The sequence below is a fragment of the Tabrizicola sp. genome, assembly GCF_030373185.1.
Classification (GTDB): Bacteria; Pseudomonadota; Alphaproteobacteria; order Rhodobacterales; family Rhodobacteraceae; genus Tabrizicola.
Window position 1 is genome coordinate 590,732 of sequence record NZ_JAUCZH010000001.1, and the last position, 21,610, is coordinate 612,341.

Below are 21,610 nucleotides of genomic sequence, written 5' to 3' on the forward strand. Positions count from 1 at the left end.
GAAACCCGGGGCCTTTTTGGTTGGGCTGGCTTGTGGCACGGGAAAGGGCCGGCCCCCGGCGGGGCCGGCCCTTTGACCAGTCCTCTGCGGTTTTGGATCAGGGGTTGACGACGGGTGGCCCCAGCTGCGGCGCCCCAAGCTGCGGGGCGCCCAAGGTTGGAGCACCAAGTTGCGGGGGGTCAAGTTGGGGTGCGCCCAGCGTCGGTGCGCCACCAAGCCCTCCGGGGGCCATCGGCGTGAAACCCGGCACCGTGATCTGGACCGTGGACGGGTCGATCACCGGACCTTTGTAATGCATGACAAGCTGCGGATAGAAGATCACCGCAAAGATCATCGTGACCTGAATGATGATGAAAGGGATTGCGCCCTTGTAGATTTCACCGGTCTTGATCCCGTCCATCTTCTTGCCGGTCACCTTGTCCAGATACGGCACCCTTGCCGCTACTGACCGCAAGTAGAACAGCGCAAAGCCGAAGGGCGGGGTCAGGAACGAGGTTTGCAGGTTCACCCCGATGATCACGCCCAGCCAGATCAGGTCGATCCCAAGGGTCTGGGCAGGCGCAATCAAGAGCGGGATGAGAATGAAGGCGATCTCGAAGAAATCAAGGAAGAAGCCAAGCACGAAGATGATCAGGTTGACCACCATCAGAAAGCCATACTGCCCCCCGGGAACCGAGGTCAGAAGTTCTTCAACCCAGACATGCCCGTTGACCCCGTAGAACGTCAGCGAGAACATCCGCGCCCCGATCAGCACGAACATGACAAATGCGGACAGTCGTGTGGTGGCAATCAAGGCCGATTGCAGGACCGGGAACTTGAACCGACCCTTGCCCCAGGCAAGGATCATCGCCCCGACAGCCCCCATCGCGCCGCCCTCGGTCGGGGTGGCAAGGCCGATGAAGATGGTGCCGAGCACAAGGAATATCAGTGCCAGAGGCGGGATCAGCACCATGATTACCTGTTGAGCAAGCCGCGACAGCAGATTGATGCCAAGATAGCGGTCAGCAAGCGCGTAGAAATAGATCACAAGTGTCGCTACGGTGGCCCCCAGCACATCGGCGTTGGCACCCCAGTTGTCATATTGCCATAGATGCGCGCCGTAGCCGATGCCGACCCCGGCCGCCAGGGCCACAAGCAGCGAGGTCACACCTCCGCCCAGCGTCCGCGCCTCGGGCGGCAGGGCAGGCACCTTGTGCGGCTGGAAGATCGCCACCATGCAGACATAGCCCAGATACATGCCGGTCAGCACCAGACCCGGCACCAGCGCGCCGCGATACATGTCACCGACCGACCGGCCCAGCTGGTCGGCCAGAACGATCAGCACCAGCGACGGAGGCACGATCTGCGCCAGCGTACCGCTGGCCGCGATCACCCCGGTTGCCGTGCGCCGGTCATAGCCATAGCGCAGCATGATCGGCAGCGAGATCAGTCCCATCGCGATGACCGACGCCGCGACGACCCCGGTCGTGGCCGCCAAAAGCGCACCAACCAGCACCACCGCAAAGGCCAGCCCCCCCCTAATCGGCCCGAAAAGCTGGCCGATGGTATCCAGAAGATCTTCGGCCATGCCGGACCTTTCAAGGATGATCCCCATGAATGTGAAGAAGGGGATGGCCAACAAGGTCTCGTTGGAGATGATCCCCCACAGCCGCTGAGGCATGGTGCCAAGAAGCGGCCAATCCAGCGTGATCTCGCCATTGGAATAGGGGGCCAGCCAGACGCCGATCACAAAGAAGATCAACCCGTTGGCAGCCAGCGAAAACGCAACCGGATAGCCTATCAGAAGGAAGATCACCAGACTTGCAAAGATGATCGGGGCAAGGTTGTGGGCAAGGATCTCGATCATTTCTTCACCTCGGGCGCCTTGGTTTGCGCCTTGCTTGCCTCGACCTCGGCGGCCAGTTCCTCGACCTCTTGCAGGGCATGGTCCTGTGCGGACTGGAAAGGATGCGGATCTTCCATCATTCCTTGCATGACTGCGATCTTCTTGATGATCTCTGCCAGCGCCTGAAACACCAGCATCAGAAAGCCCGCCAGCAAGACCGCCCGGGCCGGCCAGATGATCAGGCCGCCAGCATTGGTGGAGATCTGGCCGGAATAGAAGGCCATCACGGTGTATGGCCACAGATACCAGGCCATCAGGATGGCAAAGGGCAGCAGAAAGAAGATATGGCCCAGAAGGTCGATCCAGTGCTGTGTCTTCCGCGTGCGGCTGGCATAAAACACGTCGATACGGATATGTTCGTTCATTTGCAGCGTGTAGGCGGCGGCCCCCATGAACGCACCGCCAAACAGGTACCACTGCAACTCAAGCCAGGCGTTCGAGGACAGGTTGAACAGCTTGCGACTTATCGCGTTCGCCGCGCTTACCACCACGGCCAGAAGGATGAGCCAGATCACGCTCTTTCCGATGAAAGCGTTGACGCGATCGATGCCTCGCGACAGGGCAAGCAATGCCTGCATCCTCTGATCCCCTCCCTGGGTGGTCGCCGGCTTTTTCGGCATACCCTGCGTTCTGGTAAACTAATTTGGCCAATTACAGCATTTGGTGCCAGTTGGTCAACCCTGACGTGCCTTCGGCCAAAGATGCCCCGGCCGGGCAAGCCGCGCAAGCATGGCTTGCCGGAAATGCGGCCAGCCCGGTTCTTTGCGATCACCTGCGCCACTCATTCACCTGCGCCAGTCATTCATCTGTGCCGGTCATTGCGGCAGCGCGGGTTCAAGCAAGTCCCAACGATTTCCGAACGGATCACGCCAGACCGCTACGGTGCCATAAGGCTCGTGCCGTGGGGCTTCTTCGAACACCACGCCAGCGGCCAGCATTGCAGCATGGTCGCGGACAAAATCGTCGGTTTCCAGAAACAGGAACACCCTGCCACCGGCCTGATTGCCTATGGCATCGGCCTGAACCGGCCCTTCAGCGCGGGCCAGCAACAAGCGCGGCCCTCCACCCGGGGGTTCAACCGTCACCCAACGCTTGCGACCTTGATCGATATCCTCGCACAGCCTAAACCCCAACTTGCCGACGTAGAAGCCGAGTGCCGTGTCATAGTCCGGCACGACCAGGGCAAGGGCAGAGATCCGGGCCGCCACCGACTAATCCCGGTTGCGGGGGGAGTGGGGCCAGGTTTCCTGCGTTTCGGAAGGGGCGCGGGTATCTGGCAGGCTGATGCGGGCCACCTGCTCGGCTATGGGGTCCACCGACAGCGGATGCAGCGCGGATCCGTGGTCATCGGGGTTACCCAGATCGCGCCACTGGCCACCCTTGTAGATCTCCAGCGCAGTGAAACCGGATTTGTAACCCATCTTGCGGCTGCCCGGCACCCAATAGCCAAGATAGACGTAGGGTAAACCCGCGTCACGCGCGATGGCGACATGGTCAAGGATCACATGGGTTCCAAGGCTCAGATCAGAGAGATCGGGGTCATAGAAACTGTAGACCATCGACAACCCGTCATCGAACACATCGGTCAGGCAGACGGCTGCCAGCGGGCGCCCACGCTCATCCGGGCCTGGGGGGCGGGTGTATTCGATGACCCGAGACTTGATCGGCGTCTCCTCAATCATCGCGGCGAATTCGAAGATGTCCATGTCGGCCATGCCACCATCGGCATGGCGTTGGTCAAGATAGCGCCGAAAAAGGGTGAACTGGTCTTCGGTGGCCCAGGGCGAGGTCGCGTTGCGTCGCAGGTGCTGGGTGCGCTTCAGCAGCTTCCGCTGTGACCGGGATGGCGTGAAATCCGCAACCCGGATCCGGGCGGAAAGACAGGCCGAACATTCCGCGCAAGACGGACGGTAAAGCACGTTCTGACTGCGGCGAAAGCCCTGCTTTGACAAGGTGTCATTGAGCCGCTGCGCATGTTCGCCTTGCAGGGCAGTGAACAGCTTGCGTTCCATCCGACCCGGAAGATAGGGGCAGGGCTGCGGAGCCGTCACATAGAACTGGGGCACAAGGGGCAGGGTGTGGCGCATCGGGTTCGCAAAATGGCTGAAAACGAATGCAGCCTAGCAAGCCCGTGACGATCCGCCAAGCACCGTCTGCCAAGCACCGTCTGCGACAGGACGTGCAGGCAGACTGCCGCAAGGAACGCAAAGCCCCGCCCCGTCAGCCGGGGCGGGAGAAACGCTGGTGGACGATTTGGGGGGCAAGGCGCTGGATGCCCCCCAGGGCTGCTGAAATGTTCAGTATTCGCCTGATCGAGCCCCGTCGACAGGCTTCGGCCCGGTATCGGACGCAACATCAGGGTCTGCGACTACCCCACCTTCTGCCTGACCTGCTGCCGTCCGGGCGCGGTCTTCCATGAAGTTGTCGAATTCCGATTTGTCCTTGGAATTGCGCAGCCGCTGAAGGAACGCCTCGAACGCCGCCTGCTCGTCTTCCAGACGGCGCAGCGCCTCGGCCTTGTAGCTGTCAAAGGCGTGGTTACCCGTCGGCTCGGCGCTGTGACGGCGAGGGCGTTCCCAGGTTGTGTCGTTGGCCCGGTCAAACCGGCGGCCCCGGGCGGAGCAGGAACGTGAGAACATCTGTTTCTCCCAGATCATATAGGCAAGAAGGACAAGCGCGATCGGCCACGCGATGACAAAGAGCAGGACCAGCAAAGTGATCCAGGCCCATTTGCCGCGCTGGTCCAGCCAAGCCTCGCCGCGACGAAAGCTGTTGCGGATCCCGCCTGGCCGGGCGGTGTCGGAATAAGTATGCATCGGCGGTATCTCCCGGTTGAGTGGTATGTGAAAGTCTTTCACATGATGGGAGATGCGCTTTTGCAGCGCAGCGTTCAAGGGGTGATGTAAAGAAAATTTACATACGGTGATCCCCACCCTATCCGTCCAATCGGAGCGGCGTTCCGCCGCACGCTTCCTGTCTTGCCTCTGCGCGCAAGCGCGCAACCGGCTCGGCACGGCCTCCGGCGGGTGTATTTCACGAAAAGAGCAAGTTGATTGCACTTTTCCGAAATACTCTGGGGAGTTCGAGGGGCGGCGCCCCTCGTCAGCCTCGTAACCGCGCATCTTGGTGCGGATACGAGAGGACAGGATTGCGCCTTCAGGCGCTCATCATGCTTGGACGGGGCAGATGGTTGACCCTGCTTCGCCGTCGCCGCACTCTGCCCGGCATGAGCCTTGCCAACCGCATCACCCGCCAACCGATTGCCTTTGATTCCGCCGCTGCCGCCGATCTGCGGGCCAGCCTTCCAGGCTTTGCACCCGAGGTCATGGGGCTTATGTCCGCGACGGCCGGATGCAGCCCCTATCTGCGCGACCTGATGTTGCGCGAGGTTGATTGGCTGCCCGAAGCGGTCGCCGACCCCGAGGCGGCGCTGAAGGTGGTGCTGGCCGATCTTGGCGATCTGGGGACAGACGAACTGGCGCCGGGGTTGCGGCAGGCCAAGCGGCGCGTGGCGCTTTTGTCGGCGATTTGCGATCTGGGCGGCGTCTGGCCGCTTGAGGAAGTGACCGGTGCCTTGACCCGTCTGGCTGACCGGGCGGTGCATCTGACCTTGACCAGGCTTGTTGGCGACGAGATCCGGCGCGGCAAACTGCCCGGGGCTGTTCCGGAAGATGCAGCCAGCGCCGGCGGGATGGTGGCGCTTGCCATGGGCAAGATGGGGGCAGGCGAGCTTAATTATTCGTCCGACATCGACCTGATCTGTCTTTTCGACGACCAGCGATACCCCGGTGAGGCACAGGAAGCCCGCGCGGCCTTCATCCGGGTTGCCCGAAAGATGACTTCCATCCTGTCGGATGTGACGGATGGCTATGTCTTCCGGTCCGACCTGCGGCTGCGCCCGGATGCCAGCGTCACCCCGGTCTGTCTGTCGATGGCCGCCGCCGAAGCCTATTACGAGGCCGAGGGCCGGACTTGGGAACGCGCCGCCTATATCAAGGCACGTCCCTGCGGCGGCGATCTTGCGGCAGGCGCGCGTTTCCTGAAGACGCTGACCCCGTTTGTCTGGCGCAAGCATCTTGATTTCGTGGCGATACAGGATGCGCATGACATGCGGCTGCGGATCCGGGATCACCGGGGCTTGCACGGCCCGATCTCGATCGAGGGCCACAACATGAAACTTGGGGCAGGCGGCATCCGCGAGATCGAGTTCTTCACCCAGACCCGCCAGTTGATTGCCGGGGGCCGTGACCCTGAGCTGCGCGACCGAACGACCGTTGGCGGGCTTGCCGCCCTCGCTGCCAAAGGTTGGGTGCCACCAGAGGTGGCGGATGAGCTGACCGCGCTTTACCGGGCACACCGTGAGGTGGAGCACCGCCTGCAAATGGTGAACGACGCCCAGACCCACCAGATGCCCGCCACGGCCGAAGGTGTGGCGCGCATCGCCGCCTTCTGCGGCCAGACCGAGGCTGATTTCCGCCGCGACCTTCTGGACCGCTTGCAGCGCACCGACCGGCTGACCGAAGGCTTTTTCAGCCCCGGTGCGGCCGAGGACGGGCCTGAACTGTCCGACGCCGCCCGTGCCATTACCAAACGTTGGGAAGGTTACCCCGCGTTGCGGTCTGATCGGGCGCAGGCGATCTTTCGCCGGTTGCGCCCGCGGTTCCTGCGCGAACTGACCCGCGCTGCCAACCCGGATGAAGCTCTGGTGGCGCTTGACGGTTTTCTGGCCGGCTTGCCCTCGGGTGTGCAGATTTTCGCGCTGTTCGAGGCAAACCCGACCCTGATCGAGTTGATCGTCGACATCGCCGGATCAGCGCCGGGGCTGGCGCGCTATCTGTCGCGCAATGCGGCCGTGCTGGACGGGGTGATTGGCGGCAGTTTCTGGGGTGACTGGCCGGGGGGGGCGGTGTTGCGTGCCGATCTGGCCAGCCGCCTCGCCCCTGCGGCCGATTACGAGGCGCGACTGGATGCCGCCCGGCGCTGGATGAAGGAATGGCATTTCCGGGTCGGCGTCCACCATCTGCGGGGGTTGATCGACGGCTTCGAGGCGGCCAAGCAATACGCCGATCTGGCCGAGGCGGTGGTCGCGGTGATCTGGGATGTGGCGAGCGCCGATTTTGCCCGAAAGCACGGGCCGATGCCGGGGCGGGGGGCGGTGGTTCTGGGCATGGGTTCGCTTGGCGCGGCGCGGCTCAACGCGGGGTCGGATCTTGATCTGATCGTGATCTATGACGCGGAAGGTGTGGAAACCTCGGAGGGGCCGCGACCCTTGGCAACGCGGCCCTATTACGCGCGGCTGACGCAGGCTTTGGTTACTGCGCTGACGGCGCAAATGCCGGAAGGACGGCTCTATGAGGTGGACATGCGGCTGCGCCCCTCGGGGCGACAAGGGCCGGTGGCAACCAGCTTGCAAAGCTTCACCAGCTATCAGGAAACCGAAGCCTGGACCTGGGAACATCTGGCCCTGACCCGCGCCCGGGTGTTGGCGGGCGAAGCGACCCTTGGCGGCGAGGTCGAGACCTTCCGGCGTTCGATTCTGCAGGCCAAGGGGCAGGGTGCCAAGGTCCGCGCCGATGTGGCGGCGATGCGGGCGCGGGTGCAGGCGGCAAAACCGGCGCAAGGGGCGTGGGACGCCAAGAACGGCGCAGGTCGGATCATGGATATCGAACTTGCCGCGCAGACCCTTGCGCTTCTGGCCGGCAGCCCGGCACGTAGTGTCGAACGCCAGATCGCGGCGGGGGCAGGGCTTCATATGCCGGATTCGGACGCGCAGGCGCTGCTTGGTGCCTACAGGATGCTTTGGCGGCTGCACGCGGCGTCAAGGCTTCTGACCGATGGCGCTCTGGACATGGACAGCCTTGGCGAAGGTGGGCGCGCCTTTGTCTTGCGCGAGACAGGTGCCAGTGACGCGGCCACGCTGACGGCAAACCTTGGCGCAGCTGTCGCCTTGGCTGCGGCGGCGGTTGACAGACTGGTGGACGTAGCGCGCAACGGAGACAAGGATGGGGAGACGGGCAATGGAACTGGCTGAGGCTGACCCGAAGGGACTGGTGCGCGAAAGCTACCGGATCGAGGGCATCACGCCGGGTGAGTGCCGGTCGATCTTTGTCGATTGGGCGCTGTCGATCCCGGCGGGGCTATCTGTCCCGGATGCGGTGCGCACGCTGATCGCCGAATATGGGCAAGGGATGCAGGACCACCCGATGACCGGGGTGTTGGCGGCTGCGCTGACCGCCCCCGACCTGCCCCGTCGCCGGGGTGGCCGGGCGGCTCGGCAAGGGATCAGCGGCTGAGCGCTGCCGCTTCGCGCGCAAGCGTGGTGATCGTGGCCCAGTCCCCACGCTCCATCGCGTCCTTGGGGGCGACCCAGCTGCCGCCGACGCAAAGGATGTTCTTCAGCGCCAGATAGTCCGGCGCCAGCTTCAGGCTGATGCCGCCGGTCGGGCAGAAGCTGACCTGCGGGATGGGCGATCCGATCGATTTCAGATAGGCCGCGCCCCCGGCCTGTTCAGCGGGGAAGAATTTCTGGACGGTATAGCCCTTTTCCAGAAGCACCATGATTTCGGAGGCGGTGGCGGCACCGGGCAAAAGCGGCAACCCTTCATCCTCGCAAGCCGCGATCAACCGGTCGGTCGCGCCCGGACTGACCCCGAATTTCGCGCCTGCGGCCTTCGCGGCTTTCACGTCGGCGGGGGTCAGAAGTGTGCCGGCGCCGACGACGCCGCCCGGAACCTCGGCCATCGCGCGGATCGCGTCCAGCGCGGCGGGGGTGCGCAATGTCACCTCAAGTGCCGGCAGGCCACCGGCAACCAGTGCTTCGGCCAAGGGCCGGGCATGGGCCAGATCGTCGATCACCAGGACCGGGACGACCGGGGCAAGGCGGCAGATTTCGGCGGCGTGGCGGGATTGTTCTGCGGGGGTCATCTGGCTTCTTTCTGCACTGGCGGCGCGGGTGGCAAGGTCGGATGCCTCCGGCGGGAGTACTTTGAAAAAGAGCAAGCCTGCATGATTTGCTCGTTTCTCAAATACTCCCGCCGGAGGCGCTGGTTTGGCAGGGGTGCTGCGGTCACAAAACCAGCGCAGCCCCCGTGTCGGCAGATCCGACGTTGCGGCGGAAGGCGGCGAAGAGTTCGCGACCGATCCCGTGTTCGTTGGCCGACAGGTCGGCAAGGACGGGCTGGCGGGTATCGAAGTCGGGGACCAGCGCGGTCAGCGTGCCTTCCACCGCGTCCAGTCGGACGATGTCGCCATCGCGCAGGCGCGCGAGCGGGCCACCTGCAGCCGCCTCGGGCGAGACGTGGATGGCGGCAGGGACTTTGCCGGATGCGCCGGACATCCGGCCATCGGTGACAAGCGCCACGCGCAGGCCACGGTCTTGCAGCACCGACAGAGTGGGGGTCAGCGAATGAAGTTCCGGCATCCCGTTGGCCTGCGGCCCCTGAAAGCGGACGACGACGATGGTGTCAGTGGTGAACTCACCTGCCTTGAAGGCGGCTTTCACGGCATCTTGCGAATGGAAGATGCGCGCCGGGGCCTCGATCACATGGCGATCAGGGGCAACCGCCGAGACCTTGATCACCCCGCGCCCAAGATTGCCGGTCAACTGCTTGAGCCCACCTTGCGGGGCGAAGGGATCACCGGCCGGGCGGACAATCTTTTCGTTGAGGGACGCCTTCGGTCCGTCGCGCCAGGTCAGGCGGCCTGCATCAAGGATCGGTTCCTGGCGGTAGAGTTCCAGCCCGTCTCCGGCGATGGTCTTGGCGTCCGGGTGCAGAAGGCCTGCGTCCAGAAGCTGACTGATCAGGAACTGGAGGCCCCCGGCGGCATGGAAATGGTTCACATCCGCCAGACCGTTGGGGTAGACCTTGGCCATCAATGGCACGGCTTCCGAAAGGTCGGCGAAGTCTTGCAGATCAAGGATCACGCCGGATGCGCGCGCCATGGCGGGCAGGTGAAGGACAAGATTGGTGGACCCACCCGTCGCCATCAGCCCGACGATACCGTTGACATAAGCGCGTTCGTCCAGGATCTCGCCCGCCGGGCGGAAGTCATTGCCAAGCGCCGTGATCGCGGCGGCGCGGTCCACGGCGGCGGTGGTCAGTGCATCACGCAGCGGCGTGCCGGGGTTGACGAAGCTGGTGCCGGGCAGGTGCAGGCCCATGAACTCCATCAGCATCTGGTTGGTGTTGGCTGTGCCGTAGAAGGTACAGGTGCCGGGGCCGTGATAGCTGGCCATTTCCGCCGCCATCAGTTCTTCGCGCGTGGCCTTGCCTTCGGCCCAGGCGTTGCGGACGCGGGACTTTTCGTCATTGGGGATGCCCGACGTCATCGGGCCTGCCGGCACGAAGACCGCCGGAATGTGGCCGAACGTGGCAGCAGCCATGATCAGGCCCGGGACGATCTTGTCACAGACGCCAAGGTAAAGGCTTGTGTCAAAGCAGTTGTGCGACAGCGCCACGCCTGCGGCCAAGGCGATGACATCGCGTGAGAAAAGCGACAGCTCCATCCCCGGCTGACCTTGGGTCACCCCGTCGCACATCGCCGGAACCCCACCCGCGACCTGCACCGTCGCCCCGGCCTTGGCAGCCGCCGCGCGGATGATGTCGGGGTAGCGTTCAAACGGCTGGTGGGCGGAAAGCATGTCATTATAGGCCGTCACGATCCCGATGTTCGGCACCTTGGCCTGTGCAAGGTCATCTTTCGCGGCCCCCATCGCGGCATAGGCATGGGCCTGATTGCCGCAAGACAGATGCGCCCGCACCGGACCGGCAGAGACCGCCTTGCCCATCCGGTCAAGATAGGTTCCCCGGCTGTCTTGCGAACGGGCGCGGATGCGGTCGGTGACGCGGGCAATGGTGGGATGCAGCGACATGGGTTCTCCGGTGGGTTGGGCGGCAATCCTAACAGATGTTGTTAGCGCTAACAAGTGCGACAGACGCCCAAGTGATGCAGCTTCCCGCTTTCGAAACTGCCGGGAACCCGCTATGGGGACGGCATGAATGATGATAGCCCGAACACCCGCCTTCTGCCAACCGTCCGCCTGAAGCCCAAGGCCGAGGCCCGTGCAATTCGTCACGGTTTCCCATGGGTCTATGCCGATGAGTTGGTGACAGACCGGCGCACGCAGGCGCTGGCTCCGGGTGCGCTTGCCGTGCTGGAGGATGGCGATCGTCGGGCGCTGGGTCTGGTCACGGTCAACCTGAAGTCCAAGATCATCGCCCGGATGCTGGACCGCGACCCCGAGGCGGTGATTGATCAGGCGTGGTTCACCGCCCGGCTGACGCGGGCCTTTGCGCATCGGTCGCGGCTTTATGCGCAACCGTTCTACCGGCTGGTCCATGCCGAGGCGGATGGCCTGCCGGGGATCGTGATCGACCGGTTTGGCGATGTGGCGGTGGTGCAGCCCAATGCCGCATGGGCCGAGGCGCATCTTGACGCGCTGGTGGCGGCTTTGGTTGCGGTGACCGGCGTGTCAACCGTGATCAAGAATGGTCAGGGCCGGGTGCGCGGGCTGGAGGGGCTGGACGAAGAGATGGCGGTCGTCCACGGCCCTGTACCTGTCGGGCCGGTTGCTGTGCCGATGAACGGAGCCAGCTACATGGCCGATCTGATGGGCGGGCAGAAAACCGGCCTGTTCTTTGATCAGCGCGAGAACCACGCCTTCGCGGCGCGGCTGGCCAAGGGCGGCACGGTGCTGGATGTCTTTTCCCATGTCGGCGGCTTTGCGCTTGCTGCCTTGGCCGGGGGCGCGGTTTCGGCGCTGGCGGTCGATGCCTCGGCCCCGGCACTGGCGCTTGCGGGGCAGGGGGCGGCGGCTTCGGGCTTTGCCGACCGGTTCACCACGCGGCAAGGCGATGCCTTTGACGTGCTGGAGGCTTTGGGCGCCGAAGGCGCGCATTTTGATCTGGTGATCTGTGACCCACCTGCCTTTGCCCCGGCGAAACCAGCACTTGAGGCCGGCTTGCGCGCCTATGAACGCCTTGCGCGACTGGCAGCACCCCTGGTGGCACCGGGGGGCTATCTGGTCTTGTGTTCCTGCAGCCATGCGGCGGACCTGTCGGCCTTCCGCAACGCATCTGCCCGCGGGATCGGGCGCGGTGGCCGGCGGGGGCAGTTGATCTTTACCGGTTTTGCCGGACCGGACCATCCGGTCTTGCCGCAACTGGCGGAAAGCTCATACCTCAAGGCGCTGGCGTTCCGGCTGGACGGATGAAGGCAGTTCTGGACGCTTGCGTTCTTTACCCCACGGTCCTGCGCGAAATCCTGCAAGGCGCGGCAGAGGCCGGGCTTTACGAGCCGGTCTTTTCTGAACGCATCTTGCGTGAATGGGTGTTGGCTACCGCGAAACTTGGCCCCGCCGCCCCGGCAATAGCGGCGGGCGAGGCTGCCATGCTGGGTGCGGCCTTCCCCAAGGCATTGGTCCGCGACCGCCCCGACATCGAGGCCCGGCTTTTGCTGCCCGATGCGAATGACGTGCATGTTCTGGCCACCGCCATCGCCAGTAGCGCCGATGCCATCGTGACCTTCAATGCGCAGGATTTTCCCGGCCATGTGCTTGCCGCCGAGGGGATCAAACGGCGTGATCCCGACGGATTCCTGTGGGAGCTGCACTCGTACCACCCTGATCGCATGTCGCAAGTGGTTGAAGCGGTTCGCGCCAAGGCCGAGTCCATCTCGGGTCGCCCGATCGAGTTGAAACCCCTGCTGAAGCGCGCGCGGTTGTTCCGGCTGGCGAAGGCGCTGGGGGCCTAGACCGGCGGGACGGGCGCGCGTCAGGCGTCTGCCAAGATGTTCAGCTTACGCCAGCCAGCGCGCCTCGTTCGCCTCGATCGCGGCGATGCGTTCTTCAGTCTTTGGGTGGCTCAGCATCCAGGCCGGAACGCCCTCGGCGCGGTTCTGGGTCAGCGCCTCCAGCTTGCGAAACAGCGACTTTTGCGGCCCGGTTCCGATGCCTGCCTTGATCAGAAGCGCTGACGCATAGGCGTCCGCCTCGAATTCATCGCGGCGGGAAAGCCGGGCCATCAGTGCTGTGGCAAGGAAGTTTGCAATCCAGATGCCGACAAAGGGCAGGAAGCGGTTCAGCACCGCCGAAAGCATGATGAACACCGCGTTCTGGCCGGTGAAATCAATCATCCGCCGCCGCATATGGCCAAGGGCCACATGGCCAAGCTCATGCGCGATGACCGATGCCAGTTCCTCGGCGGTGACCTCGCCGCGCGCCTTGCGGTTCAGAAAGCCGCGGGTCAGGAAGATCCGGCCATCGGGGGCGGCAAGGCCATTGACCGGCTCCACCTCAAATACGTTGACCTTGATTTCCGGCAGGTCCATCGCGGCGGCCATCTTGTCGGCCAGCCGGGTGATCGACGGATCGGTCAAGGGTTGTGACTGCGCGTCCAGCATCCTTTTGGTGCGCCACATGGAAAAGCGCAGCATCAGGACGGCGTAGCCGATGGCAAGAAGAAGCGGGATGAGCTTTGTCATGACCGGGATATAGTCAGCTTTTGCCGCCAGACAAAGCCCGTGCGGCATCTGTGCGCTGCGCGGCCCAGAGCCAGTAGCCAAGGATCACCACCGCCGAGGCCCCCGCCACCATGCCCAGGACCGAACCCAGAAGGTCGCTTGCCGCCTCGACGTTGCCCGCAAAGATGTAGCCGGTCCCGACGTAAAGCGCAGCCCAGACGATCTCGCCCGCGACGCCGGCTAGGGTAAAGCGGTGCCAGCCGTAGCCAGTGCTTCCCGCCGTCAGATTGACCCACGGGCCAAGCGGGCTGAATAGCCAGCGCGACAGAAACACCGCCAGGATCCCGCGTTTGTCCATTAGCGCATCGGCCCGGGCCAGAAGCTTGTCACGCGCGGCATCCTTTCGCAGCCGCGACAGGAAGGCCGCGCCAAAGCGGCGACCTGCCCAATAGCCGGTCTGGTCCCCAACTATCCCCCCAATGGCTGCCGCAAGAAACGCCTGCCAAAGGCTCAGATCGCCCACGGCGGCAAAGCCACCGGCCGTCAGCATCAGGATCGAGGCGGGGATGGGCAGGGCAAGGCAGGAAAGAAACGTCGTCGCCGCCAGAAGCCAAAGCCCGTATTGCGGCACCAGGGCCAAAAGCCATTCGGTCATTCGCCGGGTGCCTTTTGCTTGACGCGCAAGGTGACGATTGCGGCTTCGACCTCAGCGATGATGTCCTCGACCGGGACGCCACGTTCCTTCGCGATTTCACTCAGCGGTTGCGGGTGGCCTTTCACTTCGGGCAAGGGCAGGCCGGCCTCCAGATCAAGCGCCATCGGTTCCAGCCCCCAGGAGCGGGCAATGTAGCCCACCGTCATCCATGGCCGCACCGGCAGTTCCTGATGGGTGGCCCAATAGACGGTCTGCACCACAAAGCGCCCGGAGAAAAACAGCGTCGCGGCACAAGCCAGAAGAAAAGCCGTCGTCAGCAGCGGTCGGTTGCGCCAAAGCCTGATCATCGTAGCCCCCTGATCCCCTTTGCCAGCCCATCGAGCGTCATTGGCACCATCCGCCCGGCAATGATCTCGTTGATCAGCCTTGTGGATTGGGTATGGCCCCAATGCGCTTCGGCCAGCGGGTTGATCCACAGATGATACGGCCATTGATCCAAAATCCGTCGCAGCCAGACCGCGCCCGCCTCGGGGTTCCAGTGTTCATTCGCGCCGCCGGGGTGGGTGATCTCATAGGGGCTCATCGCTGCATCACCTACGATGATCACCCGCCAGTCAGGGCCATAGGTGCGGATCACGTCCCAGGTTGGGGTCTGCGCATCCCAGCGGCGGCGGTTGTCGCGCCAAAGGCCCTCGTAGGGGCAGTTGTGGAAATAGAACACCTCCAGATGCCGGAATTCGGCCTTCGCGGCGGTGAACAGCTCTTCCATCACCTTAACATGGGGGTCCATTGACCCGCCTATGTCCAAAAGCAGGAGAACCTTTACCGCGTTGCGCCGTTCGGGTCTTGTCTGCACGTCAAGCCAGCCTTGGGACGCCGTGGCGCGGATCGTGCCGTCAAGATCCAACTCTTCAGCGGCGCCCTCGCGCGCCCAGCGGCGCAGGCGGCGCAGGGCCAGCTTGATCGTGCGGGTGCCGATTTCGGCGTCACCGTCGAGATTGCGAAACTCGCGCCGGTCCCAGACCTTGACAGCGCGGCGATGGCAGCTTTGGTCCTGCCCTATCCGCACGCCTTCGGGGTTGTAGCCATAGGCGCCAAAGGGGCTGGTGCCGGCCGTGCCAATCCATTTCGACCCGCCCTGATGGCGGGTTTTCTGTTCGGCAAGGCGCTGGCGCAGCGTTTCCATCAGCTTGTCAAACCCGCCAAGCGCCTGAATGGCCGCGCGTTCTTCCGCCGAAAGGTGCCGCTCGGCCAGCTTTTCCAACCAGTCGCGCGGCAGGTCCAGCGCCTCCAGCACCTGATCGGGTGTGATCCGTTCCAGTCCGGCGAAACTGCGGGCGAAGGCGCGGTCAAAGCGGTCTATATGGCCTTCGTCCTTGACCATGATCGTGCGGGCAAGGTGATAGAACGCCTCGGGGTCGTGGGTCACGATCCCGACGGCCATGCCTTCCAGAAACGCCAGAAATTCACGCAACGAGACTGGCACCCCTTCTTCCCGCAAGGTCTGGAAGAACGGGAGGAACATGGCGTCAGCCCAGCAAGAGCCGGTCAAGGATCAGCGTGGCGAACAGGCCCAGAAGCCCGAAGGCAATGCCGAAGCCCGCCGCATATTGCGCCATGTCAGCTGGCTTGCCACCGCGACGCCGCGCCGTCAATGCGCCGACGATTACCCCCAGAACCAGACCGCCAATGACGAACATTCCGCCCCCATACCCTGGGGCATGACGCCCCTTCAGCCGTTGCCAGCGCGACCGGCCACGGCGGCGATATCCCGCATTCTGGCCCTGACCGCGCTGTCAGAGCCGAAGCCATAGCGTGCCAGAGGCTGAGTGTCGAGGCGCAGCGCCGCCGCAGCCCTTGCGTCACCCAGCTGTTCCAGCGCTTCGGCCTTGATCAGTTGGAGTGTGGCCAGAAGAGCCGCGTTTTCGTGGCGCCGAACCACTGGAATCGCCCGGTCCGCCAGCCTGATCGCCTGTTCCGTCAGGCCCCCGGCCAAGGCCATCGCTGACAGCTGCATGTCGATATGGGCCAGATGAACCTCTCCGCCGGGGTGGCGGGAATAGATGTCGGCGGCACGGGCAAATTCGTCCATAGCGCGCTGCGGGTTGGTTCCGGCCAGAAGCCGGGCAAGGGCGAAATGGCTGAAGCCAAGGCGTCCGTCGTTCCAGCCTTGCCCCCGCGCGATGTCAAGTGCGCGCCGGGCCGCGTCCTGCCGTGCCGCAAGCGGGCCTTTCTTGCCAAGCGCGGTCTCGATCGACCGGGTCCATTCGGCGGGCGTTGAACTTTGCGCGCCCACGGCTCCGCCGCCCAGAATGCCAGGCAACCGCGCCGCCACCTCGGCCCGCATCATGCCGCTGGCAAGGGAAGGGGAATAGTAGGCACGCAGGATGGCCATATCAAAGCCGGTCAGCACGGAATGGAAGTTGTCGTCATTGAAGACGCTGTCCGACAGCCGGTAAAGGTCATTCAACGGGCCAAGGGCCTGGGCCAGTTCCTCATGCAGGCAATCGCGGACTTCCTGCGGGCTGGTGTCGGAGGGGATGAAGATCGCCGCCCGTTCCCGCCGGGTGACCTGCGCCCAATCCACCGCGGCAGACCCGCGCAAGCGCCGGTATTCGGCCAGGGACGACACGTTCGGGACCACAAAGCAGGCGGCCTGCGGAGCAAGTCGGCGCAGGTCGGACCGGGCGGCGAACTCGATTGTGATCGTTGCCCCGCCGCCGCTTGCAGGCTTGATGTCCAGACCGGCCTCGGCGCGCAAACGCCCGATCAGCGCGCCAAGGTCGCGCGGGGCCGTTGGCGGGACAGTTCCTGCCAGCGCCACTGTCACCGGGCCTTCAAACCGGCTGAAGACATCCAGCGTACGGCCGCTTTCCATTGCGAAAGAAAGGTCCATGAAATCGCCCGCCAATGTCGAACCGCCCCCCGCCGAAGCCGCGAACCGCGAAGGCAAGCCAAAGCCCACGCCCACTTCGGGCTGTCCAGGGCTTTTGGACACCTGTGCCGGTGGCGCGCAGGCTGCGACCAGGCACAGAGCGGCAAGAAGGATAGGCAGACGCATGGCAGACCTGATGTAGCGCGACCCCGGAAGTCAGGAACTGTGGAACAATCAAGCCTGAAGGGCGGCGAAGTCAATTGCCGGAAAGTTCATATTTTCCGGGACACTATCCCTCGCGGTTGAAGTGGGCTACTTGGCCAGATCTGTCCTGTGTTGTCACGGAATGTTACATTGCGGGTCAGATGTCAGCTGCATGCGAGTCCCGTCGGACGCAACGCGCGCACGATTCGTCAGGCCTGCCGCCCACGCGCCATGAAGGCCAGACGTTCGAAAAGTTGCACGTCCTGTTCATTCTTCAAAAGCGCACCATGCAGGCGGGGCAGCGCAGTGCGGACTTCCTTGCGCAGATCTTCTGGTGCCAGATCCTCGGCCAGCAGCAGGCGCAGCCAGTCCAGCACCTCGCTGGTAGAAGGTTTCTTCTTCAGCCCCGGCACCTCGCGCAGTTCAAAGAAGGTCGTCAGGGCGGCGGTCAGAAGCTGGTCCTTTATGGTGGGAAAATGCACACGCACGATGGCGGCCAGCGTTTCGGGGTCTGGAAAGCGGATGTAGTGAAAGAAACACCGGCGCAGAAACGCATCCGGCAGGTCTTTTTCGTTGTTCGAGGTGATGATGATGACCGGACGGGTCTTGGCGCGGATCGTCTCGCCGGTCTCGTAGACGTGAAATTCCATCCGGTCGAGTTCCTGTAACAGGTCGTTGGGAAATTCGATATCGGCCTTGTCGATCTCATCGATCAGCAGAACCACCCGACCTTCCGCCTCAAAAGCCTGCCAAAGCTTGCCCTTGCGGATGTAGTTGCGCACGTCATTGACCCGGGCATCGCCGAGCTGGCTGTCACGCAAGCGGCTGACGGCGTCATATTCGTAAAGCCCCTGACTGGCCTTGGTGGTGGATTTCACATGCCATTCGATCAACGGCAGCCCAAGTGCTGCGGCCACCTGCCGGGCAAGTTCGGTCTTTCCGGTCCCAGGTTCGCCCTTGACCAGAAGCGGGCGCTGAAGCGTTACCGCCGCGTTCACCGCCACCGTCAGATCGTCGGTCGCCACATAGGCCGCGGTCGAAGAGAATTTCATCGCCTGTTCAACACCCTGTTTGCAGTTCTTTCACAAATCCTACCGACCCCAAGAAAATGTCGCAACCGCTAGTGACATTCCCCGGGCCTTGGGCTACATGCGCCCCAACAGGAGCGCATCATGACAGAAGCCCACCTGTCGGAGCGATCCGACGCAAAGGAGAGAGTGTCAATGAAGGCTGAGGTTTTCCTGCCTGACGACTATCGTCCCGCCGAGGACGAGCCTTTCATGAATGATCGGCAGCTTGAGTATTTCCGCCGCAAACTGCTGACCTGGAAGCAGGAGCTTCTGGACCAGTCGGCCGATACCATCGGCAGCCTGCAAGACAGTGGTCGCAACGTCCCCGATATCGCCGACCGCGCGAGCGAGGAAACCGACCGAGCGCTGGAATTGCGCACCCGTGACCGGCAGCGCAAGTTGGTGGGCAAGATCGACGCCGCCATTCGCCGGATCGACAATGGCGAATTCGGGTATTGCGAAGTGACGGGCGAACCGATCAGCCTCAAGCGGCTGGATGCGCGCCCGATTGCGACCATGACCCTTGAAGCGCAGGAAAAGCACGAGCGGCGCGAGAAGGTTCACCGCGAAGACTGACCGCCCGGCGGCATCTGATGCCATTTGCGCCGGGCCGAAAGGTCCGGCGTTTTCGTTTGCGGGGGTAAGAGATGAGCCTGATTGGCCAAGAGGTCACGGTGGTCGGCGCGGGTGTTGCCGGATTGGCCGTGGCGCGGGCGCTGGCGCTTCGGGGGGCGTCGGTCACGGTTCTGGAGCAGGCCGATGCCATCCGCGAGGTTGGTGCGGGCTTGCAGATCTCGCCCAATGGGGCGGCGGTCCTGCGGGCGCTTGGGCTGCAAGGGGCGCTGGATGCGGCCTCCCTGCGCGGGCAGGCGGTGGAACTGATCGACGGGCCATCGGGCGAAGGTGTCGTCCGGCTTGATCTGGCCCGGCTGCGTCCGGGGCAGGGGTATCACTTCCTGCACCGCGCCGATCTGATCAGCCTGCTGTTGCACGCCGCGACCGAGGCTGGGGTCACCTTGCGCCTTTTGTCGCGGATCGAGGCGGTCGATCTTGCCGGCGCAAAGCCCGCGGTTTTGCTGGAAGGCGGGCAGCGGCTGGAAGCCTCGCTGCTGATCGGGGCGGATGGGCTTCATTCGCGGATGCGCACGGCGCTGAACGGCGCGGAGACGCCGTTTTTCACCGGGCAGGTCGCATGGCGGGCTGTGATCGCGGCAGAACCCGGCGCGCAGCCTGTGGCAGAGGTGCATATGGGCCCCGGTCGCCATCTTGTCAGCTACCCCCTGCGTGGTGGCACCCTGCGCAACATCGTGGCGGTCGAGGAACGCAGCCGCTGGGCAGAGGAAAGCTGGACCCTTCGCGATGACCCGATGGACCTGCGCCTTGCCTTCGCGGGTTTTTCCCCCCGTGTCAGGGGGTGGTTGGACAGGGTGGAAGACCCTTGGCTTTGGGGTCTGTTCCGCCACCCCGTTGCCGATCGCTGGACCAAAGGCCTGTCAGACGGCGCGGTGGCGATCCTTGGCGATGCCGCACATCCGACGCTGCCATTTCTGGCCCAAGGTGCATCGATGGCGCTGGAGGACGCCTGGGTTCTAGCCGATTCACTGGCAAGACATGACAGCGTGGCCGCAGCACTGGCAGCCTATCAGGCCGCCCGCAAACCCCGCACCACGCGGATCGTGGCGGCTGCAGACGCCAACGCGCGGGCCTATCACCTGTCGGGCCTGCCACGTCTGGTAGGCCATACCGGCTTGCGCCTTCTGGGCCGGATGTCGCCGGGAACCATGCTGTCGCGCTTTGACTGGCTTTACGGGCATGACGTGACCGTCTAGCCGCAAAATTCTTCGAAGGGTTTTGGCACCTCACGCCGCCAGTTGCACCCAGGCCGGCACGTGGTCGCTGGGCTTTTCGCCGCCGCGCACCGCCTTGTCGATGCCCGCGTCTTCCAGCCGGTCGGCGGCTTGCGGGCTGAGCAAGAGATGGTCGATGCGGATGCCGTTGTTGCGCTCCCACGCCCCGGCCTGATAATCCCAGAAGGTATAGACCCCCGGCCCCGGTTGACGGGCGCGGATTGCATCGGTCAGACCAAGGTTCAGCATCCGGCGATAGGCCGCGCGGCTTTGCGGCAGGTAAAGCGCGTCCGTCACCCAGTTTTCCGGCTTGGCGGCATCTTCGGCCTGCGGGATCACGTTGTAATCGCCAAGGCAGACAAAGGGCTCTTCGCTTGCCAGGAGCGCGGTCACCCGCGCCTCCATCCGGGCCATCCACGCCAGCTTGTAATCATACTTCGGCCCCGGCGCGGGGTTGCCGTTCGGCAGGTAAAGCCCGCAGACCCGCAAGGGCCGCACCCCTTCGACCACCGCCTCGATCCAACGGGCCTGTTCGTCGCTGTCATCACCCGGCAAGCCGCGCCGAACATCGGCCAGCGGCAGTTTCGACAGGATAGCCACCCCGTTGAAGCCCTTCTGACCGTGGGTTTCGACCCGGTAGCCCAGTGCCTCGAACACCTCACGCGGGAAGTTTTCGTCGATCGACTTGATCTCTTGCAGGCAGACCACATCGGGCGCGGCCGTGGTCAGCCATGCGGGCAAAGCCTCGATCCGGGCCTTGATGCCGTTGATGTTGAAGGTGGCAAGTTTCATGGCAGCCCTCCGGTTCGCCCCCTTCTAGGCCCGCCCCAGCCCCGGATTCAAGCGGTCTGACGCATGGGCAGGGTGGCGGCCTTCAGCCAAAGCGCATCCAGCCGGTCCAGTTCAAGGGGATCAAAGCGCGTGGCGTCTTCCCAATACCGGCCCGATGGCACGAAATACCCAAGCGCCGCCTCGGCCGCCAAGGCCGCAGCGGCGGTATCGGGGCAATAGGGCTGTGGTCTTGCGCGCGCCGCCGCACCTCGCGCAAGGCGCGGGAAGATCAGTCGGGACGGGCCGGTTGAAAGATTGACCATCGCGCAGCCCTGCATCGCCCCCAGCACCATCAGCCGGGCCGACTTCGCCTCCAGCGACCGCAGGGTGATGTCCTTGCGCAACGGGTCCGGTGCGCCGGTGCCGTAGAAATGCGTCCTGCCTGTTGCCGCGTAGTGCATGTCACAGCCAAAGACCGCGATGACCGATGGGCGCAAGTCATGCAGCGCCCAATAGCCCGCCGTGAATGCCATTGTAGCGCCAGCGTAAACAAAGCCGCCAAATGCATTTTGCGCCGGCACGAATTGGTCTTCCGTCACGAGCGTCTGACCCGGTTCGGCCACTGGACGCCGATCCAGCGGAAAATCCCAAGGGTAGGCCAGCGCATCCCAATCTTTCCGCACCCGCCACGCGTTGTTGATCGCGACCACCCGGTCAAACGGCGCGCGAGGCCAATCGGCCGCCTCGGCGACCATGGGGGCAGATCCAAGCATCAAGACAACAGACATCCGGCTCCCTCCGCACCCAGACGCGGCAGATAGCGCGCGCGACTGTGCAGACCAC

At 64.1% G+C, this 21,610-nt stretch carries 22 protein-coding genes; 6 read left to right on the forward strand and 16 right to left on the reverse strand.

What is annotated here, in order from left to right:
• Positions 1 to 97 precede the first annotated feature (97 nt).
• The 5 genes from QUV21_RS02830 to QUV21_RS02850 form a co-directional block, all read right to left on the reverse strand.
• On the reverse strand, positions 98 to 1,846 hold the full coding sequence (locus QUV21_RS02830) for a TRAP transporter large permease subunit (RefSeq protein WP_300853027.1): 1,749 nt from the start codon (positions 1,844 to 1,846) through the stop codon (positions 98 to 100).
• Positions 1,843 to 2,463, reverse strand: a complete 621-nt coding sequence (locus QUV21_RS02835; RefSeq protein ID WP_300853028.1) for a TRAP transporter small permease subunit — start codon at positions 2,461 to 2,463, stop codon at positions 1,843 to 1,845. The genes QUV21_RS02830 and QUV21_RS02835 overlap by 4 nt, the downstream gene beginning before the upstream one ends.
• 237 nt (positions 2,464 to 2,700) lie before the next feature.
• The gene (locus tag QUV21_RS02840; RefSeq protein ID WP_300853029.1) at positions 2,701 to 3,093 is read right to left on the reverse strand and encodes a VOC family protein; all 393 of its coding nucleotides are present in this window, start codon (positions 3,091 to 3,093) and stop codon (positions 2,701 to 2,703) included.
• Positions 3,094 to 3,096: 3 nt separating this feature from the next.
• Entirely contained in the window at positions 3,097 to 3,972 is an 876-nt protein-coding gene (locus tag QUV21_RS02845; RefSeq protein WP_300853030.1) for an arginyltransferase, read from the reverse strand.
• Positions 3,973 to 4,182: 210 nt separating this feature from the next.
• On the reverse strand, positions 4,183 to 4,701 hold the full coding sequence (locus QUV21_RS02850) for a DUF2852 domain-containing protein (protein WP_300853031.1): 519 nt from the start codon (positions 4,699 to 4,701) through the stop codon (positions 4,183 to 4,185).
• A gap of 410 nt (positions 4,702 to 5,111) precedes the next feature.
• Between QUV21_RS02850 and QUV21_RS02855 the strand changes: the two genes are divergently transcribed.
• Positions 5,112 to 7,916 carry a glutamine-synthetase adenylyltransferase gene (locus QUV21_RS02855; RefSeq protein ID WP_300853481.1) on the forward strand — a complete coding sequence of 935 codons (2,805 nt, stop codon included), beginning with the start codon at positions 5,112 to 5,114 and terminating at the stop codon, positions 7,914 to 7,916.
• Positions 7,903 to 8,178 (forward strand): hypothetical protein, encoded by a 276-nt coding sequence (locus QUV21_RS02860; RefSeq protein ID WP_300853032.1) that lies wholly within the window; start codon positions 7,903 to 7,905, stop codon positions 8,176 to 8,178. Before QUV21_RS02855 ends, QUV21_RS02860 begins: the two co-directional genes overlap by 14 nt.
• On the opposite strand, the gene eda is transcribed toward QUV21_RS02860, so the two are convergent.
• The gene (gene eda / locus QUV21_RS02865; RefSeq protein WP_300853033.1) at positions 8,168 to 8,809 is read right to left on the reverse strand and encodes a bifunctional 4-hydroxy-2-oxoglutarate aldolase/2-dehydro-3-deoxy-phosphogluconate aldolase; all 642 of its coding nucleotides are present in this window, start codon (positions 8,807 to 8,809) and stop codon (positions 8,168 to 8,170) included. The two genes, QUV21_RS02860 and eda, sit on opposite strands and share 11 nt — an antisense overlap.
• Before the next feature lie 142 nt (positions 8,810 to 8,951).
• Entirely contained in the window at positions 8,952 to 10,757 is a 1,806-nt protein-coding gene (edd, locus tag QUV21_RS02870; RefSeq protein WP_300853034.1) for a phosphogluconate dehydratase, read from the reverse strand.
• A 123-nt stretch (positions 10,758 to 10,880) separates the two neighbouring features.
• Between edd and QUV21_RS02875 the strand changes: the two genes are divergently transcribed.
• Together QUV21_RS02875 and QUV21_RS02880 are read left to right on the forward strand one after the other, a co-directional pair.
• Positions 10,881 to 12,098, forward strand: a complete 1,218-nt coding sequence (locus QUV21_RS02875; RefSeq protein ID WP_300853035.1) for an RSP_2647 family RNA methyltransferase — start codon at positions 10,881 to 10,883, stop codon at positions 12,096 to 12,098.
• Positions 12,095 to 12,637: an RSP_2648 family PIN domain-containing protein gene (locus tag QUV21_RS02880; protein WP_300853036.1), complete on the forward strand. Its 543-nt coding sequence runs from the start codon at positions 12,095 to 12,097 to the stop codon at positions 12,635 to 12,637. The genes QUV21_RS02875 and QUV21_RS02880 overlap by 4 nt, the downstream gene beginning before the upstream one ends.
• A 45-nt stretch (positions 12,638 to 12,682) precedes the next feature.
• Here QUV21_RS02880 and QUV21_RS02885 read toward each other — a convergent pair whose 3' ends face one another.
• From QUV21_RS02885 to QUV21_RS02915, 7 genes are all read right to left on the reverse strand, one after another.
• Positions 12,683 to 13,366: a M48 family metallopeptidase gene (locus tag QUV21_RS02885; protein ID WP_300853037.1), complete on the reverse strand. Its 684-nt coding sequence runs from the start codon at positions 13,364 to 13,366 to the stop codon at positions 12,683 to 12,685.
• 13 nt (positions 13,367 to 13,379) lie between these two features.
• On the reverse strand, positions 13,380 to 14,000 hold the full coding sequence (locus QUV21_RS02890; protein ID WP_300853038.1) for a DedA family protein: 621 nt from the start codon (positions 13,998 to 14,000) through the stop codon (positions 13,380 to 13,382).
• On the reverse strand, positions 13,997 to 14,347 hold the full coding sequence (locus tag QUV21_RS02895; protein ID WP_300853039.1) for a hypothetical protein: 351 nt from the start codon (positions 14,345 to 14,347) through the stop codon (positions 13,997 to 13,999). Before QUV21_RS02895 ends, QUV21_RS02890 begins: the two co-directional genes overlap by 4 nt.
• Positions 14,344 to 15,525, reverse strand: a complete 1,182-nt coding sequence (locus tag QUV21_RS02900) for a VWA domain-containing protein (protein ID WP_300853040.1) — start codon at positions 15,523 to 15,525, stop codon at positions 14,344 to 14,346. The genes QUV21_RS02895 and QUV21_RS02900 overlap by 4 nt, the downstream gene beginning before the upstream one ends.
• Positions 15,526 to 15,529: 4 nt before the next feature.
• Positions 15,530 to 15,700, reverse strand: coding sequence for a hypothetical protein (locus tag QUV21_RS02905; RefSeq protein WP_300853041.1), 171 nt, complete (start codon positions 15,698 to 15,700; stop codon positions 15,530 to 15,532).
• Positions 15,701 to 15,732: 32 nt separating this feature from the next.
• Complete coding sequence (locus QUV21_RS02910) at positions 15,733 to 17,061, reverse strand: DUF2927 domain-containing protein (protein ID WP_300853042.1); 1,329 nt, start codon at positions 17,059 to 17,061, stop codon at positions 15,733 to 15,735.
• Positions 17,062 to 17,288: 227 nt separating this feature from the next.
• The gene (locus QUV21_RS02915) at positions 17,289 to 18,131 is read right to left on the reverse strand and encodes a MoxR family ATPase (protein ID WP_300853043.1); all 843 of its coding nucleotides are present in this window, start codon (positions 18,129 to 18,131) and stop codon (positions 17,289 to 17,291) included.
• Between the two features lie 171 nt (positions 18,132 to 18,302).
• Here QUV21_RS02915 and dksA point away from each other — a divergent pair, with 171 nt between their 5' ends.
• Positions 18,303 to 18,725, forward strand: coding sequence for an RNA polymerase-binding protein DksA (gene dksA / locus QUV21_RS02920; RefSeq protein ID WP_300853044.1), 423 nt, complete (start codon positions 18,303 to 18,305; stop codon positions 18,723 to 18,725).
• A 71-nt stretch (positions 18,726 to 18,796) separates the two neighbouring features.
• Complete coding sequence (locus tag QUV21_RS02925; RefSeq protein ID WP_300853045.1) at positions 18,797 to 19,978, forward strand: FAD-dependent oxidoreductase; 1,182 nt, start codon at positions 18,797 to 18,799, stop codon at positions 19,976 to 19,978.
• A gap of 30 nt (positions 19,979 to 20,008) precedes the next feature.
• Here the strand turns inward: QUV21_RS02925 and xth are convergent, their stop codons facing one another.
• Positions 20,009 to 20,788: an exodeoxyribonuclease III gene (gene xth, locus QUV21_RS02930; RefSeq protein WP_300853046.1), complete on the reverse strand. Its 780-nt coding sequence runs from the start codon at positions 20,786 to 20,788 to the stop codon at positions 20,009 to 20,011.
• A 47-nt stretch (positions 20,789 to 20,835) separates the two neighbouring features.
• Entirely contained in the window at positions 20,836 to 21,555 is a 720-nt protein-coding gene (locus QUV21_RS02935; protein WP_300853047.1) for a hypothetical protein, read from the reverse strand.
• Between the last annotated feature and the right edge of the window lie 55 nt (positions 21,556 to 21,610).

Coding starts and splice junctions, on each gene's coding strand:
- QUV21_RS02830 (WP_300853027.1), bottom strand. CDS start 1,846: ATGATCGAGATCCTTGCCCACAACCTTGCCCCGATCATCTTTGCAAGT.
- QUV21_RS02835 (WP_300853028.1), bottom strand. CDS start 2,463: ATGCAGGCATTGCTTGCCCTGTCGCGAGGCATCGATCGCGTCAACGCT.
- QUV21_RS02845 (WP_300853030.1), bottom strand. CDS start 3,972: ATGCGCCACACCCTGCCCCTTGTGCCCCAGTTCTATGTGACGGCTCCG.
- QUV21_RS02850 (WP_300853031.1), bottom strand. CDS start 4,701: ATGCATACTTATTCCGACACCGCCCGGCCAGGCGGGATCCGCAACAGC.
- QUV21_RS02855 (WP_300853481.1), top strand. CDS start 5,112: ATGAGCCTTGCCAACCGCATCACCCGCCAACCGATTGCCTTTGATTCC.
- QUV21_RS02860 (WP_300853032.1), top strand. CDS start 7,903: ATGGAACTGGCTGAGGCTGACCCGAAGGGACTGGTGCGCGAAAGCTAC.
- eda (WP_300853033.1), bottom strand. CDS start 8,809: ATGACCCCCGCAGAACAATCCCGCCACGCCGCCGAAATCTGCCGCCTT.
- edd (WP_300853034.1), bottom strand. CDS start 10,757: ATGTCGCTGCATCCCACCATTGCCCGCGTCACCGACCGCATCCGCGCC.
- QUV21_RS02875 (WP_300853035.1), top strand. CDS start 10,881: ATGAATGATGATAGCCCGAACACCCGCCTTCTGCCAACCGTCCGCCTG.
- QUV21_RS02880 (WP_300853036.1), top strand. CDS start 12,095: ATGAAGGCAGTTCTGGACGCTTGCGTTCTTTACCCCACGGTCCTGCGC.
- QUV21_RS02885 (WP_300853037.1), bottom strand. CDS start 13,366: ATGACAAAGCTCATCCCGCTTCTTCTTGCCATCGGCTACGCCGTCCTG.
- QUV21_RS02890 (WP_300853038.1), bottom strand. CDS start 14,000: ATGACCGAATGGCTTTTGGCCCTGGTGCCGCAATACGGGCTTTGGCTT.
- QUV21_RS02895 (WP_300853039.1), bottom strand. CDS start 14,347: ATGATCAGGCTTTGGCGCAACCGACCGCTGCTGACGACGGCTTTTCTT.
- QUV21_RS02900 (WP_300853040.1), bottom strand. CDS start 15,525: ATGTTCCTCCCGTTCTTCCAGACCTTGCGGGAAGAAGGGGTGCCAGTC.
- QUV21_RS02905 (WP_300853041.1), bottom strand. CDS start 15,700: ATGTTCGTCATTGGCGGTCTGGTTCTGGGGGTAATCGTCGGCGCATTG.
- QUV21_RS02910 (WP_300853042.1), bottom strand. CDS start 17,061: ATGCGTCTGCCTATCCTTCTTGCCGCTCTGTGCCTGGTCGCAGCCTGC.
- QUV21_RS02915 (WP_300853043.1), bottom strand. CDS start 18,131: ATGAAATTCTCTTCGACCGCGGCCTATGTGGCGACCGACGATCTGACG.
- dksA (WP_300853044.1), top strand. CDS start 18,303: ATGAAGGCTGAGGTTTTCCTGCCTGACGACTATCGTCCCGCCGAGGAC.
- QUV21_RS02925 (WP_300853045.1), top strand. CDS start 18,797: ATGAGCCTGATTGGCCAAGAGGTCACGGTGGTCGGCGCGGGTGTTGCC.
- xth (WP_300853046.1), bottom strand. CDS start 20,788: ATGAAACTTGCCACCTTCAACATCAACGGCATCAAGGCCCGGATCGAG.
- QUV21_RS02935 (WP_300853047.1), bottom strand. CDS start 21,555: ATGTCTGTTGTCTTGATGCTTGGATCTGCCCCCATGGTCGCCGAGGCG.